At 70.3% G+C, this 16,706-nt stretch carries 10 protein-coding genes and 2 pseudogenes; 9 read left to right on the top strand and 3 right to left on the bottom strand.

All coding sequences use genetic code 11. The features are described 5' to 3' along the window. Positions 1-5 precede the first annotated feature (5 nt). A complete protein-coding gene (locus I6I07_RS13430; RefSeq protein ID WP_006390948.1) occupies positions 6-518 on the top strand; it encodes an RNA polymerase sigma factor in 513 nt (170 codons plus the stop codon). Position 519: 1 nt separating this feature from the next. Beyond that, positions 520-1,334: pseudogene (locus tag I6I07_RS13425) on the top strand (anti-sigma factor family protein). A gap of 361 nt (positions 1,335-1,695) precedes the next feature. Here I6I07_RS13425 and I6I07_RS13420 read toward each other — a convergent pair. The 3 genes and pseudogenes from I6I07_RS13420 to atzF all read right to left on the bottom strand — a co-directional run bounded on the left by I6I07_RS13420 (position 1,696) and on the right by atzF (position 7,914). Beyond that, positions 1,696-2,414: pseudogene (locus I6I07_RS13420) on the bottom strand (GntR family transcriptional regulator). 5 nt (positions 2,415-2,419) lie between these two features. Further along, entirely contained in the window at positions 2,420-6,055 is a 3,636-nt protein-coding gene (uca, locus tag I6I07_RS13415) for an urea carboxylase (RefSeq protein ID WP_198487012.1), read from the bottom strand. A 26-nt stretch (positions 6,056-6,081) separates the two neighbouring features. Then, a complete protein-coding gene (gene atzF, locus I6I07_RS13410; RefSeq protein WP_198487011.1) occupies positions 6,082-7,914 on the bottom strand; it encodes an allophanate hydrolase in 1,833 nt (610 codons plus the stop codon). Between the two features lie 393 nt (positions 7,915-8,307). Here atzF and urtA point away from each other — a divergent pair, with 393 nt between their 5' ends. From urtA to I6I07_RS13375, 7 genes are all read left to right on the top strand, one after another. Beyond that, a complete protein-coding gene (urtA, locus tag I6I07_RS13405) occupies positions 8,308-9,561 on the top strand; it encodes an urea ABC transporter substrate-binding protein (protein ID WP_054428609.1) in 1,254 nt (417 codons plus the stop codon). Between the two features lie 21 nt (positions 9,562-9,582). Continuing rightward, positions 9,583-11,214 (top strand): urea ABC transporter permease subunit UrtB, encoded by a 1,632-nt coding sequence (gene urtB, locus I6I07_RS13400; protein WP_198487010.1) that lies wholly within the window; start codon positions 9,583-9,585, stop codon positions 11,212-11,214. Beyond that, on the top strand, positions 11,211-12,338 hold the full coding sequence (gene urtC, locus I6I07_RS13395; protein WP_198487009.1) for an urea ABC transporter permease subunit UrtC: 1,128 nt from the start codon (positions 11,211-11,213) through the stop codon (positions 12,336-12,338). Before urtB ends, urtC begins: the two co-directional genes overlap by 4 nt. Further along, complete coding sequence (urtD, locus tag I6I07_RS13390; protein ID WP_061073561.1) at positions 12,335-13,174, top strand: urea ABC transporter ATP-binding protein UrtD; 840 nt, start codon at positions 12,335-12,337, stop codon at positions 13,172-13,174. Before urtC ends, urtD begins: the two co-directional genes overlap by 4 nt. Position 13,175: 1 nt before the next feature. Then, positions 13,176-13,874 (top strand): urea ABC transporter ATP-binding subunit UrtE, encoded by a 699-nt coding sequence (gene urtE / locus I6I07_RS13385; RefSeq protein WP_006390957.1) that lies wholly within the window; start codon positions 13,176-13,178, stop codon positions 13,872-13,874. A 59-nt stretch (positions 13,875-13,933) separates the two neighbouring features. After that, entirely contained in the window at positions 13,934-14,332 is a 399-nt protein-coding gene (locus tag I6I07_RS13380) for a DUF2946 domain-containing protein (RefSeq protein ID WP_198487008.1), read from the top strand. Positions 14,333-14,499: 167 nt separating this feature from the next. Continuing rightward, positions 14,500-16,701: a TonB-dependent receptor gene (locus I6I07_RS13375; protein ID WP_198487007.1), complete on the top strand. Its 2,202-nt coding sequence runs from the start codon at positions 14,500-14,502 to the stop codon at positions 16,699-16,701. The last annotated feature ends 5 nt before the right edge of the window (positions 16,702-16,706 follow it).

The following is a 16,706-nucleotide window of genomic DNA, read 5'->3' as shown; positions in this document are numbered from 1 at the left end:
CGACCATGCGCGCCGACGACGAAGCCGCGATCCTGGCTTGCATCCCCAGCCTGCGGCGCTACGCCCGCGGGCTGACGGGCGACCCGCACCGGGCCGACGACCTGGTGCAGGACACGCTCGAACGCGCCTGGAGCCGCTATTCGCGCTGGCAGCGCCGCGGCGAGCTGCGGGCCTGGATGTTCGGCATCATGCATAACCATTTCATCGACGGCGTGCGCGCCAACCACCGGCAGGCCGAACAGGCCGGCGCGGGCGACCTGCCCGACGTGCCGGTGCGCGCCACGCAGACCGACCACCTGGAGGTGCGCGACCTGGACCGCTGCCTGCAAGGCCTGCCGGCCGAGCAGCGCGAAGTGCTGCTGCTGGTGTGCGTGGAAGACCTGTCGTACCAGGAAACCGCGCAGGTGCTGGGCGTGCCGATCGGCACGGTCATGTCGCGCCTGTCGCGCGCCCGCGAACGGCTGGGCGCCCTGATGCAAGGCCAGGAACCCGCCAGCCGGCTCCATCGCGTGAAATGACATGAACGACAAACGCCTCCACGCCGTCCCGACCGCCGGCAACCCGATCACCGAAGCCGACCTGCACGCCTACGCCGACGGCCAGCTGCCGCCCGGCCGCCACGCCGAGGTCGACGCCTTCCTCGCCGCCCACCCGCAGGATCTGGCCCGCGTCCACGCCTGGCAGGCCCAGCGCCGCGCCCTGCACGCCCTGCTCGACCCGGTGCTGGACGAACCCCTGCCCCTGCGCCTGCCGCTCTCGCCCCCGCGCGCCGCCTGCCCTGGCGCGCCCTGGCCGCCGGCGTCGCCATCGCCGCCATCAGCGCCAGCAGCGCCTGGCTGGCGCGCGGCGCCCTGGACGCCCGCCACCTGCAAACCGTATTGGCCACCGCCGCCCCCGACCGCGCCGCCGGCGGCTACGCCCAACGCGCCGCCATCGCCCACGCCGTCTACGCCCCCGACATGGGCCGCCCCGTCGAAGTCAGCGGCGACAACGAAAAGGCCCTGGTCACCTGGCTCACCAAGCGCCTGGGCGCCCCCGTGCGCGCCCCCTCCCTGACCCACGCCGGCTACGACCTCGTCGGCGGCCGCCTGCTGCCCGGCGGCAGCGGCCCCGTCGCCCTCTTCATGTACGGCGCCCCCGACGGCCAACGCCTGACCCTCTACGTCACCCGCGAAGCCGCCGGCGGCCAGACCGCCTTCCAATTCACCCAGGAAGGCCCCGTCCGCGTCTTCTACTGGGTCGAAGGCCAATTCGGCTACGCCCTTTCAGGCGCCATCAGCCGCGAAGAACTCCAACGCCTCTCCGAAGAAGTCTACAAACAGCTGCAAGGCTGACCCGAGCGAGGGCCCCCCCATCGCAGCCACCACGCGCAGCGACCACCGCCCCGACGCCCCACACGATGTATGCCAGAAACGGCTGCCCACGCAGCCGTTTCTGGCGGGCCCCGCAAACTCCTCCGCCCCACCCCGACGCTGAGCAAAACGCCAAGCAAACCGTTCTCCCCGCCATCCGCCGCATGGAGACGCACGAGCGTTGGGGCGAGGCTGCGGGGCGGGTGCGGGGCGTGTAGATGCGCCCGACGGAAACCGTAGGGAGCCGAAGGCGGACGAGGTTGAGGATGGGGCAGTCCGGAGCGAACGCTCCGGACCGCAATCGTAGCCCCGCACCCGCCCCGCAGCCTCGCCCCAACGCGCCTTAAGAACCCTCTCTAGCCACATGCAACATATGCAACGTAATCTTCCTAACCTCAGCCTTGCTAATCTCAATATGCCCCCGCAACATCCCCCCGCCGCCTCCCCCCGCCGCCCAAGCACCGCCCGCAAGATCGCCCCATGCTCCTCATACGTCGCATCCACCCGAAACTCCTTGGTGAAATCCAGCCTCCGCACGATCCGGATCTTCTCCGTCACCTCCCGGTGGATCAACGCCATTTCCGCATTCCCCGCCGCCTCCACCAGTGAGCAGTGAAACGCCTCGTCCAGCTCCGCCACCATCCGCCCATCCAGGATCCGCTGCGCCGGCGGCACCAGCCACACATCCGCCAGCGCCCCCAGCAGCCCGCGCTCATCCATCTGCTCACGCGCGCACAGCCGTTCCACCGCCGCCAGCTCCAGCACCACCCGCACGTCGTACAGCGCCTCGAAGCGCTCGAAATCGAACGGCCGCACCTGCCAGCCGCTGCGCGGACTGGGCAGCACGAAGCCCTCGCGCTCCAGCCGCGCCAGGCCCAGCCGCACCGGCGTGCGGCTCACCCCCAGCCGCAACGCCAGCTCCGCTTCCGTGAAGCGATCCCCCGGCAGCAGGCGGAAGTCGAACAGCTCGTCCTTGATGCGCTGGTAGACCTGCTCCGCCAGCGACCCCGCGAGCGCCGGCGCCTGCCGCAGCGACGGGCCGATGCGCACCGGATCGCGCATGAGGCTCAGGTCACGGGGCACGTGGCGTCCTCGGCCAGCACCAGCAGCGCGTCGCCGGCATTCACCGGCTTGCCCGGCACGCAGCGGATCGCCGTCACCGTGCCCGACACCGGCGCGATCACCGACAGCTCCATCTTCATGGCTTCCACCACCACCAGCGTGTCGCCGGCCGCCACGCTCTGGCCCACCTGCACCGGGATCTTCCAGACATTGCCGCACATGTCGGCGCTGACCAGCCGTTCGCCCTCGCGCAGCGCGGTCTCGGTTTCGGGCGCGGCCTCGACCGGCGCCACCGCCACGTCCTCGTGCTTCCACAGCGCCACCTCGGCGTCGAACGCCGTCTTCTGGCGCGCCTGGAACGCGCCGATGCTATCGGCCTCGCCGGCCAGGAAGCGCTGGTGCGCGGCGAAGTCGAACACCTCCTCCTCGATCCGCACCGTGGCGCGGCCTTCGCGGAAATCCTCGCGCAGCGTATCCAGCTCGGCCTCGCTCACCGGATAGAAGCGCACCTGGTCGAAAAAGCGCAGCAGCCACGGCTTGCCATCCTGGAACACCGGGTTCTTCAGGAACTTGTTCCAGATCGGCAGCGTGCGGCCCACCAGCTGGTAGCCGCCGGGCGAGTCCATGCCGTAGATGCACATGTAGACGCCGCCGATGCCCACCGTGCCCTCGGCCGTGAAGGTGCGCGCCGGGTTGTACTTGGACGTCAGCAGGCGGTGGCGCGGGTCGATCGGCACCGCGCACGGCGCGCCCAGGTAGACATCGCCCAGGCCCATGATGAGATAGCTGGCGTCGAACACGATGCGGCGCACGTCCTCGCGGCTGGCCAGGCCATTGATGCGCTGGATGAAGTCGACATTGTTCGGCAGCCACGGCGCGCTGGCGCGCACGGTTTCCTGGTAGCGCTGCACTGCGCCCAGCGTGGCCGAGTCCTCGAACGCCATGGGCAGGTAGACCACGCGGGTCGGCACTTTCAGCGTCGCCACGTCGGCCAGTTGCGATTCGATTTCCAGCAGCCGCGCGATCAGCGCCTGCTGCAGGATCACGCGGCTGTCGTAGCGGATCTGCAGCGAGCGCACGCCCGGCGACAGCTCGCGCACGCCGTCGATCGGCTGCGCGGCCAGCGCTTCCATCAACAGGTGGATGCGCATGCGCAGCGCCAGGTCGAGCACGTTGTCGCCGTACTCCAGCAGCAGGTAGCCGTCGCCCGCCTGGCGGTACGACACCGACGGGCGGCTGCCTGTCGCCGGCAGCGCGGCGATGATGGTTTCGGAGGCCGTGGCGGGCGGCGCGGCCGGCGCGGTGGCCCGCGGCGCCACCGCCTGCAGCCTCGCCACGCTGCTATCCTGCGCCGCCTCGCGCGCCACCGCCTCGGCGTAGTCGATGCGCACGAAGCGGATGCGGTCGCCCGGCTTGACCTGCCCCACCTTCCACAGCTCGGCGCGCGCGATCGTCACCGGGCAGACGAAACCGCCCAGGCTCGGGCCATCACGCGTCAGGATCACCGGGCTGTCGCCGGTGAAGTTGATGCTGCCGATGGCGTATTCGCAGTCATGGATGTTGGACGGATGCAGGCCGGCCTCGCCGCCGTTCTCGCGCGCCCAGGTCGGTTTGGGGCCCGTCAGCCGCACGCCAAGGCGGTTGGAGTTGTAGTGCACCTCCCAGTCGGCGGCGAAGAAGGCCTCGATGGCTTCGGGACGGAAGAAGTCCGGCGCGCCATGCGGGCCGTACAGCACGCCGATCTCCCAGGTGTTGCCATAGGCCGGGATCAATTCGGCCGGCGCCGCCTGCGGCGCGCTCACGGGCGGCTCGGCATTGGCGGCTGGCAGGTCGGGACGCACCAGCGGCAGCATGTCGCCGACCCGCAGCGTGCGCCCGGCATGGCCGCCGAACTGGCCCAGCGCGAAGGTCGAGCGGCTGCCCAGGTAGACCGGCACGTCCAGCCCGTTGCGCACCGCCAGGTAGGTGCGGCAGCCGGACAGCGCCCGGCCCGTGGCCAGCACCTGGCCCGAGCGCACCGTGACCGGCCGCCACATCGGCACCGGTTCGCCATCGAGCGTGGCGGCGCACTCGGCGCCGGTCAGCGCGACGATGGCGTCGCCATGAAAGCGCAGCGTCGGCCCGACCAGCGTGGCCTCGATGCCGGCGGCGTCGGGCGCGTTGCCGACGATACGGTTGGCCAGGCGGAAGGCGTAGTCGTCCATCGGCCCCGACGGCGGCACGCCGATGTCCCAATAGCCGGTGCGGCCCGGGTAGTCCTGCACGCTGGTGTAGGTGCCGGCCTCCAGCACCTCGATGGCCGCGGGCCGGTAGGTGAAGCCTTCCAGGAAGCGCGTCGACAGCTGCCCGGCGCGAAAGCGCGCGTCGGCCACGATCTGGCGCAGGTAATCGAGGTTGGTGGCGATGCCGTGCAGGCGGGTGTGCGCGAGCGCATCGGCCAGCTTGTCGAGCGCGGCCTCGCGAGTGTCGGCGTGCACGATCAGCTTGGCCAGCATCGGGTCGTAGAACGCCGGCACCTCGGTGCCCGTCTCGACCCAGCCATCGAGCCGCACGCCGGCCGGAAAATGCACCTCGGTCAGCACGCCGGGCGACGGCTGGAACTGGCGCAGCGGATCCTCGGCGTACAGCCGCACCTCGATCGATGCGCCTTGCGGCGCGCGCGACATCGCGGCCAGGTCCAACGGTTCGCCCGCCGCCACGCGCAGCATGCATTCGATCAGGTCCAGCCCGGTCACCGCCTCGGTCACCGGGTGCTCCACCTGCAGGCGGGTATTGACCTCCAGGAAGTAGAAGCTGTCGCGCGCCGGATCGTAGATGAATTCGACCGTGCCGGCCGAGCGGTAGGCCACCGACTCGCCCAGCTTGACCGCCGCCGCCAGCAGCGCCGCGCGGGTCGCGGCCGGCAGGTGCGGCGCGGGCGTTTCCTCGATCACCTTCTGGTTGCGCCGCTGCACCGAGCAGTCGCGCTCGCCCAGCGCCAGCACGCGGCCGGCGCCGTCGCCGAAGATCTGCACCTCGACGTGGCGGGCGTTGTCCACATAGCGCTCGATGAACGCGCCGCCGTCGCGGAAGAAATGCTCGCCCATGCGCTGCACGCTGTCGAACGCCACCGTCAGCTCGGCCTCGTTGTCGCAACGCGACAGGCCGATGCCGCCGCCGCCCGCGGTGCTCTTGAGCATCACCGGATAGCCGATGCGCTCGGCCTGCGTCAGCGCCTCGCCCAGGCTGGCCAGCAGGCCCGTGCCAGGGGTCATCGGCACGCCGGCTTCGGCCGCCAGTTCGCGCGAACGGTGCTTCAGGCCGAACTCGCGGATCTGCAACGGCGTGGGGCCGACGAAGGCGATGCCGGCGGCCTCGCACGCTTCGGCGAACTCGGCGCTTTCCGACAGGAAGCCATAGCCGGGGTAGATGGCCTGGGCGCCATGCTCGCGCGCGGCCGCCAGCAGCAGGTCGGTGCGCAGATAGCTGTCGACGGCCTTCTCGCCGCCCAGCGCCACGGCCACGTCGGCCTCGCGCACATGGGCCGCGTTGCGGTCGGGATCGGAATACACGGCAACGCTGCGGATGCCCAGGCGTTTCAGGGTACGGATGGCGCGGACGGCGATTTCGCCACGGTTGGCGATCAGGACGGTATCGAACACGGTTCGGCTCCCAGGGGCGATTGGCATTAGCGGGGGGTGGCGTTCAGGCTGGCGAGGTAGGCGCGCCAGCCGCCGAAGGCGGTGATGTCGCGGGCGCCGGCCAGGCCGCGCGGCTCGCAGATGAAACCCTTGACCTGGCGGCCGTCATGCAGCGTCAGCGTGCCGATGCCCAGCGGCGCGGGGATCTCGGCCACGAAGGCGCCGAACGCCGCCAGCGGGATGTCCCACAGCTCCACCTCGATCGGCGCGCCGCTGTCGGACTTCACCAGGCCCGGCTTGGGCGGCGTGGTGTTGGCCAGCGCGTAGAGCCGGTAGTCGGCGGCGGTGCGGGTCTTTTCCACCAGCACCGCGCGGCGCGAGGTCAGTTGATGGTTCAGGGGCATGCCGGTCAGGTGCGCGCCCACCACGGCCACGCGCAGCAGTTCCGGGTCGGCGGCGGGCGGCCCCATCGGCGGCAGCGGCTGGCCCGTGGCGCCCAGCGGCAGCCCGCGCTGCGCCTGCCATTGGCGGCCGAAACGCGCCAGCGCGCGGTCCTGCCACGCCATGCCGATCAGCGTGATGCCGGCCGGCAGGCCGTCGCCGCGCATGCCGGCCGGCAGCGCCAGCGCCGACAGGTCGGCCAGGTTGGCGAAGTTGGTGTAGATGCCCAGTTGCGTATTGAGCCGCACCGGGTCGGCCTGCAACTGCGCGATGGTGTAGATCGACGGCGAGGTCGGCACCACCAGCGCGTCGAAGCCTTGCAGCGACTGGTGGATGCGGCGCGTCAGTTCGGCGCGGCGGTACTCGGCCTTGAAGGCGTCGAGCGCGTCGTAGTTGGCCGCGCCCTCGACGATGCCGCGCACCACCGGGTGGATGGCCTCGGGCTTGTCGCGCCACAGCGCCTCGACCGCGGCGAAACGCTCGGCCACCCACGGCCCCTGGTACAGCAGCGCCGCCAGCTCGGCATACGGCGCGAAGTCGATGGCCTGGACCTCGGCGCCGCCGGCCTTGAGCGCCTGCACCGCGGCCTCGAACGCGGCGGCGGCCTGGGCGTCGCCGAAGAACTCCAGCCGGTCGGGCACGGCCAGCCGCGGCGTGGCGGGCCAGGGCGCGGCGGCGCCGGCCGGCTGCGCGCGCGAATAGGGATCATGCTCGTCATAGCCGCCGGCGATGCCGGCCACGCGCTCGGCGTCGTCCACCGTCAGCGCGAAGATCGACACGCAGTCCTGCGTGCGGCAGGCCGGCACCACGCCCGCGGTGCTGAGCCAGCCCTTGGTCGGCTTGAGGCCGACGATGTTGTTGAAGCCCGCCGGCACCCGGCCCGAGCCCGCGGTGTCGGTGCCCAGCGAAAACGCCACCAGCCCGCGCGCCACCACCGAGGCCGACCCCGAGCTGGAGCCGCCGCTGATGTAGTCGGGGTTGAAGCTGTTGGCCACCGCGCCGTGCGGCGAGCGGGTGCCGACCAGGCCCGTGGCGAACTGGTCGAGGTTGGTCTTGCCGATCAGGATGGCGCCGGCCGCGCGCAGGCGCCGCACCACGGTCGCGTCTTCGTCCGGCGTGTAGGCGAACGCGGGGCAGGCCGCCGTGGTCGGCCAGCCGGCCGCGTCGATGTTGTCCTTGATGGCGAACGGCACGCCGTACAGCGGCAGGCGGGCGCGGTCGCCGCCGGCGGCGGCCAGCAGCAGGCGCAGGTCGTCGAGCTGGCGCGCCAGCACCGGCGCGTCGACCCGCGTGATCCAGGCGTTGTCGGCGGCGTCGCCCGGCGCGGCGGCCAGCGGCAGCAACAGCGTTTCGGGCGTGGCCCCGTCGGCGTCATAGGCCGACAGCCATTGCGCGATCGTCCAACCGATGGGGCCCTTCTGCGTTGCTACGGCATTCATGCTGGAATCCTCTCTTGTATACAAGTACGGATTCCCAAGCAATACGCGTGCCATGTGCGCCGCGCCCCCTTCCCCGCCCTGGGCGCCCCGCCAGCCGCCACCGCGCGCGCCGCGTTCGCGCACCCACAGCGGGCAATGACCGCACCGGTTTTGTGCACGCGGCACCAGATTGAACCGCGCCGACGCGGCCGCCGCGCCGCCGCCGAACCGCCTGTTTCCCTATCGCTCAATACAGCGCGCCGTACTCGCGCCGCGGTTGGCACGCCTTTTGCTTTTGAGTCCTGGTCACGCCCTTGCTCCGGCAGGGCCGCGCGCAGAGGTAGTTGGATGCAGTCCCAGGCTTTGAGACCGTTATCGCCGGCGCCGCCGGCTTCTTCCCATCCAGGAGTCACCATGAAACGCAGACTAGTCCTCAAGCAATTGACCGCCGCGAGCCTATTGGCCATGTCGGGCTGGACGCCGCAACTGTTCGCCGCCGAAGACACCATCAAGGTCGGCATCCTGCATTCGCTGTCGGGCACCATGGCCATCTCGGAGACGTCGCTCAAGGACGTGGCCCTGATGACCATCGACGAGATCAACGCCAACGGCGGCGTGATGGGCAAGAAGCTCGAAGCGGTGGTGGTCGACCCGGCCTCGAACTGGCCGCTGTTCGCCGAGAAGTCGCGCCAGCTGCTGTCGCAGGACAAGGTGGCGGTGGTGTTCGGCTGCTGGACCTCGGTGTCGCGCAAGTCGGTGCTGCCGGTGTTCAAGGAACTGAACGGCCTGCTGTTCTACCCGGTGCAATACGAAGGCGAGGAGCTGGAGAAGAACGTGTTCTACACCGGCGCCGCGCCCAACCAGCAGGCCATTCCCGCCGTGGAATACCTGATGAGCGAAGACGGCGGCGGCGCCAAGCGCTTCGTGCTGCTGGGCACCGACTATGTGTACCCGCGCACCACCAACAAGATCCTGCGCGCCTTCCTGCACTCCAAGGGCGTGAAGGACAGCGACATCGACGAGGTCTACACCCCGTTCGGCCATTCCGACTACCAGACCATCGTCGCCAACATCAAGAAGTTCGCCGCCGGCGGCAAGACCGCCGTCATCTCCACCATCAACGGCGACTCCAACGTGCCGTTCTACAAGGAACTGGGCAACGCCGGCCTGAAGGCCACCGACGTGCCGGTGGTGGCGTTCTCGGTGGGCGAGGAAGAACTGCGCGGCGTCGACGCCAAGCCGCTGGTGGGCCACCTGGCCGCCTGGAACTACTTCGAGTCGATCAAGAACCCGGTCAACGAAGAATTCATCAAGAAGTGGAAGGCCTACGCCAAGGCCAAGAACCTGCCCAACGCCAACACCGTGGTCACCAACGACCCGATGGAGGCCACCTACATCGGCATCCACATGTGGAAGCAGGCGGTCGAGCAGGCCAAGACCACCGACGTCGACAAGGTGATCGCGGCCATGGGCGGCCAGAAGTTCAACTCGCCGAGCGGCTTCTCGATCGAGATGGACAAGACCAACCACCACCTGCACAAGCCGGTCTATATCGGCGAGATCAAGGCGGACGGCCAGTTCAACGTGGTCTGGAAGAGCAAGGGCCCGATCCGCGCGCAACCGTGGAGCCCGTACATCCCGGGCAACGAAAGCAAGCAAGGTCTCTGAACCGGAACCGGAAGCGCAGCCATGCTGAATGCGGTCATCGCGAAATTCCTGCGTCATCTCCTCTTGGCATGGCTGCTGGCCCTGCCGGCGCTGGCCGTTCACGCGGCCACGCCCGGCGTGGACCCGGCGCTGCTGGCGCCGCTGGCCGGCGACGACACCGACGCCCGCCTGCAAGCCATCGCCGCCCTGGGCCAGCAGCCCGGCCCGGGCGCGGCCGCGGTGCTGCAGGCGCTGGGCAATGACCAGCTGTATGCGCTGCCGGACGGCCGCGTGCTGATCGGCGACGGCAAGGGCCAGGCCACCGATCCGGCCACCGGCACGGCCCTGCCGATGCCGGCCGATGCCGCCGGCATCGGCATCAACAACCGGCTGCGGCGCGCGATCGAGGCGGCGCTGGCCGGCTCGCGCCTGTTCTCCGACAACCCGCAGGAACGGCTGGCCGCGGCCCGCCGCCTGCAGCAGACCGGCGATCCGGCGCGCCTGCCGCTGCTGGAAAAGGCGCTGGCCGCCGAAAAGGACGCGGCCGTGCGCGCCGCGCTGGAGATCGCGCAGGCCAATCTCGAACTCAAGAGCGCCGACCCCGCGGTGCGCCGACATGCGGTGGATCTGCTCGGCCGCACCGACAACGCCGCCTTCCGGCCGACCCTGGCGGCGCTGACGCAACAGCAGGACGGCGTCTACGCCGAACCCGACGCCGGCGTGCGCGAGGCGGCCGCCAACGCGCTCAAGCGCATCGACCGCCACCTGGCCACCATCGAGTGGGCCGGCAACCTGTACTACGGCCTCAGCCTGGGCAGCGTGCTGCTGCTGGCGGCGCTGGGGCTGGCCATCACCTTCGGCCTCATGGGCGTCATCAACATGGCGCACGGCGAGCTGCTGATGATCGGCGCCTACGTCACCTACCTGGTGCAGACGGCGTTCCGCGCCTGGCTGCCGGGCTGGCTCGACTGGTACGTGGCGGCGGCGCTGCCGCTGGCCTTCGTGGTCACCGCGCTGGTCGGCATGGCGCTGGAACGCACCGTGATCCGCTGGCTCTACGGCCGGCCGCTGGAAACGCTGCTGGCCACCTGGGGCATCAGCCTGATGCTGATGCAGGGCGTGCGCACGCTGTTCGGCGCGCAGAACGTGGAAGTGGGCAACCCCAGCTGGATGTCGGGCGGCGTCACCGTGCTGGGCGGCCTGGTGCTGACCTACAACCGGCTGGTCATCATCGGCTTCGCGCTGTTCGTGGTGTTCCTGGTGTGGGCGCTGCTGAACCACACGCGGCTCGGCCTGTTCGTGCGCGCCATCACGCAGAACCGGCGCATGGCCGATTGCGTCGGCGTGCCCACCGGCCGCGTCGACATGCTGGCGTTCGGGCTGGGCTCGGGCATCGCCGGGCTGGCCGGCGTGGCGCTGTCGCAGCTGGGCAACGTGGGCCCGGACCTGGGCCGCGGCTACATCGTCGATTCCTTCATGGTGGTGGTGCTGGGCGGCGTCGGCCAGCTGGCCGGCACCGTCATCGCCGCGCTCGGCCTGGGCGGCGTCAACAAATTCCTGGAGCCCTACGCGGGAGCGGTCATGGCCAAGATCACCATCCTGGTGCTCATCGTGCTTTTCGTGCAGAAGCGGCCGCAAGGCCTGTTCGCCCCGCGCGGCCGGAGCGTCGAATGAAGCAGACCGCGCTGACCGATCTCAACCTGCTGGCGCGCCGTCCGCTGTTCAATGGCCGCGCCTGGGCCGCGCTGGGCGCGGGCGTGCTGCTGCTGGCGCTGGCGCCGCTGCTGAACCTGGCGTTTCCCGCCGGCCATCCGCTGCACATCTCGGCCTACGCGGTGGCGCTGCTGGGCAAGTTCATGTGCTACGCCCTGGCGGCGCTGGCGCTGGACCTGGTCTGGGGCTACGCCGGCATCCTGTCGCTGGGCCACGGCCTGTTCTTCGCGCTGGGCGGCTACGCCCACGGCATGTACCTGATGCGCGCCATCGGCCAGGATGGCGTCTACCAGAGCCGGCTGCCGGACTTCATGGTGTTCCTGGACTGGAAGGACTACCCCTGGTACTGGGCGTTCACCGACCACTTCGCCTACGCCATGCTGCTGGTGGTGCTGGTGCCGGGCGCGCTGGCCTTCGTGTTCGGCTACTTCGCCTTCCGCTCGCGCATCAAGGGCGTGTATTTCTCCATCATCACGCAGGCGCTGACCTTCGCGGCGATGCTGCTGTTCTTCCGCAACGACACGGGCTTTGGCGGCAACAACGGCTTCACCGATTTCAAGCGCATCCTGGGCTTCGACATCACCGCGCCCGGCACCCGCGCCGCGTTGTACTGGATCACGCTGGCGGCGCTGGCCGGCGCGCTGGTGCTGGCGCGCGCCGTCACCCAGTCCAAGCTGGGCCGGGTGCTGACGGCGGTGCGCGACGCCGAGAGCCGGCTGCGCTTCATCGGCTACGACCCGCTCGGCTTCAAGCTGTTCGTGTGGACGCTGTCGGCCGTGCTGTGCGGCATCGCCGGCGCGCTGTACGTGCCGCAGGTCGGCATCATCAACCCCAGCGAGATGTCCACCGAGAACTCCATCGAGATGGTGATCTGGGTGGCCACCGGCGGCCGCGGCACGCTGATCGGCCCCATCATCGGCGCCGGCGCCGTGAACGGCTTGAAGACCTGGTTCACCAGCGTGCTGCCCGAATTCTGGCTGTACGCGCTGGGCCTGATCTTCGTGCTGGTGACCCTTTTCCTGCCCACCGGCATCGTCGGCCTGGCCCGGCGCCTGGCCGCCCGCTACCAGGAGCGACGCGCATGACCAGCACCCATTCCGAATCCGCCATGCTGGACGGCGGCCCCAGCGGCGACGCCGGCTACGGCCGCGTCAGCCCCAAGGGCCTGGACACCAGCCACGGCGCCATCCTCTACCTGGAAGGCATCACCGTGAGCTTCGACGGCTTCAAGGCGCTCAACGATCTGACGTTGGACATCGGCGTCGGCGAGCTGCGCTGCATCATCGGCCCCAACGGCGCCGGCAAGACCACCATGATGGACGTCATCACCGGCAAGACGCGGCCCACCGCCGGTACCGCCTATTTCGGCCAGAGCATCGACCTGACCACGCTGAGCGAGGCGCAGATCGCGCACGCCGGCATCGGCCGCAAATTCCAGCGCCCCACCGTGTTCGAGCAACACACGGTGTTCGAAAACCTGGAGCTGGCCATGAAGACCGACAAGCGCGTGCGGCCCACGCTGTTCGCGCGCCTGACCGGCGAGCAGACCGACCGCATCGGCGAGACGCTCGACCTGATCCGGCTGCGGCCCGAGGCCTTCCGCCCGGCCGGCCTGCTGTCGCACGGCCAGAAGCAATGGCTGGAGATCGGCATGCTGCTGATGCAGGAACCGCAGTTGCTGCTGCTGGACGAGCCGGTGGCCGGCATGACCGACGCCGAGACCGAGCGCACCGGCGAACTGCTCAACGAACTGCGCGGCCGCCATTCGCTGATGGTGGTCGAGCACGACATGGATTTCGTCAACCAGATCGCCGGCGACGGCAAGGTGACCGTGCTGCATGAAGGCTCGGTGCTGGCCGAGGGGCCGATGGCCAAGGTGCAGGCCGACCCGCGCGTGATCGAAGTCTACCTGGGGCGCTGACATGCTGAACGTGAACACCATCGACCAGTACTACGGCGGCAGCCACACCCTGCGCGGTGTATCGCTGGCCGTGAACCAGGGCGAATGCCTGGCGCTGCTGGGCCGCAACGGCGTCGGCAAGACCACGCTGCTCAAGTGCGTGATGGGCGTGCTGCCGGTGGCGCGCGGCGCCATCGCCTTCGACGGCGCCGACATCACTCGCCTGGCGCCGCACCAGCGCGCCGCGCGCGGCATGGCCTACGTGCCGCAGGGCCGCGACATCTTCGCCCGGCTCACGGTCGAGGAGAACATCCTGATGGGCATGGCCACCCAGCCGGCGGCGCGCGCGCGCCGCATCAAGGAGGAAGTGTTCGAGCTGTTCCCGGTGCTCAAGAGCATGCTGGCGCGGCGCGGCGGCGACCTGTCGGGCGGCCAGCAGCAACAGCTGGCGATCGCCCGCGCGCTGGTGGCGGAGCCCAGGCTCATCATCCTGGACGAACCGACCGAGGGCATCCAGCCGTCCATCATCAAGGACATCGGCCGCGTCATCCACATGCTGCGCCAGCGCGGCGACATCGCCATCCTGCTGTGCGAGCAGTACTTCGACTTCGCCCGCGAACTGGCCGACCGCTTCGTGGTGCTGTCGCGCGGCGAGGTGGTGGCCAGCGGCGACCGCGCCGCCATCGACGGCGAGGACGTGCGGCGGCATCTTTCGGTCTAGTGTGCCGTGCCGTATCCGCGGGACGGCAAGCCAGGACGGGTCCGATATAATCCTGCGTCATGCACCTTGCCCACTTCCTGAACCGCGGCTACGCCTGGATCGCGCTGATCGCGATCCTGTGGGCGTCGCTGGTTCCGTCGCTGGCGCATGGCAACCACCTGCCCAATGCCAGCCGCCAGGTCACCGTGGACTACTGCGCCCCCGATGGCCGCTCGTCCCTGACCATCGAGGTGCAAAGCGATGACGCGGCCGGCGACCACGCCGCCCATCATGGCGACAGCAACCACTGCCCGTTCTGCCGCAATCCGCAGGGCGATCTCGGCATGCCCCCCACGTCCCTGACCGTGCTGCCGGCGCCCGCCAGCGGCGGCGTCACCTATCCGGCGCTGTTCTACCGCGCCTCGCACCCGCTCCACGCCTGGCACGCGGCCCAGCCGCGCGCCCCGCCCGCGGCCTGAGCGCGCGGACGCCGTCCCCCGTGGACGGCCGCCCCGCCGCCCGCGCCCGAGCCCGCGCCGCCCATTTCCGGCGGCGACGCCCTGGAGACCCCGCGCCCGCGCCTTTTCGCCGCCCCTGACCGCGGCGCCCGCGCGAGCGTGCATGCCGGCCCCCGCCGGCCTGGACCATGAAAAAAACCTATGCAGCATCCCTGCTGGCCGGCGCCTGCGCGGCCAACCCCGCGTTCGCGCTGACCGCCGAACCCGCCATCGAAACCCTGGCCCCGACCCGGGTCGAAGGCGAGCGCGCCGAGGACTCGCCCAACGGCCCCATCAACCTGGAGCGCATCGACGGCACCGGCAGCCGCCTCGGCCTGCGGATCAAGGACACGCCCGCGTCCGTCACCGTCATCTCGCGCCAGCAGATCGAGGCGCGCGGCGCCCTCAACACCCAGGACATCGCGCGCGGCATCCCCGGCGTGAACAACGCCGCGCCCCCCGGCATGGCCGGCGCCGTCAGCTACCGCGGCTTCAGCGGCGGGCAGGTCTCGCAGCTGTTCAACGGCATCTCGGTGCAATACGACTCGGTGGCCGCGCGACCGATCGACAGCTGGATCTACGACCGGGTCGAGGCCATCGGCGGCCCCTCGACCTTCCTGTTCGGCGCCGGCGCGGTCGGCGGCGCCATCAACTACGTCACCAAGCTGGCCGAACGCGACACCTTCTACGAAGGCCAGTTGCGCCTGGGATCGTTCGACACGCGCCAGGCGTCGGTCGGCATCAACCAGCAGCTGGCCGGCTCGCCGGGCGGCCGCGGCCATTACCTGCGCATCGACGCCAACACCACCGCCAGCCACGGCTGGGTCGACGGCGAACGGTCGAACGCCACCCAGGTGGCGGCCTCGCTGCTGTCCGACCTGGGCGACGACGTCACCCAGACCTGGGCCTTCGAGTACCAGCGCGAACGCGTCGACCGCCCCTACTGGGGCACGCCGCTGACAGTGGGCGCGAACGGCAAGGTGAGCGGCGAAGGCCAGATCCGCGGCGGCACGCGTTTCAAGAACTACAACGTCGACGACGGCCTGTACGAGCAGTCGGTGCTGTGGGCCCGCTCGCTCACGGAATGGCGCGCCGCGCCCGGCGTCACGTTCAAGAACACGCTCTACTACTACCGCGCCGACCGCGATTTCCGCAACCTGGAGACCTACCGCTACAACGCCGCCAACAGCCGCGTGCTGCGCTCGGGCGCGCTGCTGCAGCGCCACGAACAGAGCCTGATCGGCAACCGCGTCGAAGGCCTGGTCGAATCGACGCTGGCCGGCCTGCCCACCAGCTGGTCGTTCGGCGCCGACCTGAGCGTGAACAAGCAGACCCGCTATCCGACCAGCCTGCCGGCCACGGTGGACGCGGTCGATCCGTATGATTTCCAGCCGGGCTATTTCTACGACATCCCCGGCATGACGCGCGGCCACAATCCGGACCGCGACAACCGCATCCGCACGCTGGCCTTCACGCTGGAAAACCGCACCGAGGTGCTGCCCGGCGTGGCCATCGTGTCGGCCCTGCGCAAGGACTTCATCGACCTGGACCTGACCAATCGCCGCGCGGTCACGGCCAGTTCGCCGGCCTCGGCCTCGCGCAGCTATTCGCCCACCACCGGCCGGCTGGCGCTGAACTGGGCCATCACGCCGCAAGCCTCGCTCTACGCTCAGTACGCCACGGCCGCCGATCCCCCGTCCGGCATCATGGCCACCGCGTCGTTCGCCGACGTGCTCAACAACGACAAACTGACCACCGGCACGCAGAAGGAAGTCGGCGGCAAGTTCGAGTTCTGGGACGGCCGCGGCTCGGCCACCGTCGCCGCCTACGAGATCACGCGCAAGAACATCTCGGCGCCCGACGCCAACAACCCGGCCGTCAGCATCCCGGTGGGCCAGCAGTCGGCGCGCGGGCTGGAGCTGGCGGGCGGCCTGCGGCTGACGCGCACCCTGTCGCTGCAGGCCAACGTCGCCTTCGTCGATCCCCAATACGACGACTTCTCCGAGACGGTCGGCGGCGTCCGCGTGTCGCGCAACGGCAATGTGCCGACCAACACGCCGCGGCGCGTGGCCAACGCCTGGATCGACTACGCCTTCCTGCCGGACTGGAACGCCAGCGTGGCCGCGCGCTATGTCGGCCGCGCCTATGCCGATGCCGCCAACACCGTCTGGGCGCCGTCGTACACCGTATTCGACGCGGCGCTGTCGCACCGCATCGACCGCCACTTCACCGTCACCGGCCGGGTCCGCAACCTGACCGACAAGGTGTACGCGGCCAACGTCACCGGCGCGCCGATGTTCTACCTGGGCGCGCCGCGCTCGTTCGAACTGACGCTTCAGGCGCGGTTCTGAGGACT

The sequence above is a fragment of the Achromobacter deleyi genome, assembly GCF_016127315.1.
GTDB lineage: Bacteria > Pseudomonadota > Gammaproteobacteria > Burkholderiales > Burkholderiaceae_B > Achromobacter > Achromobacter insuavis_A.
This window is presented reverse-complemented; position numbering and strand designations above follow the sequence as displayed.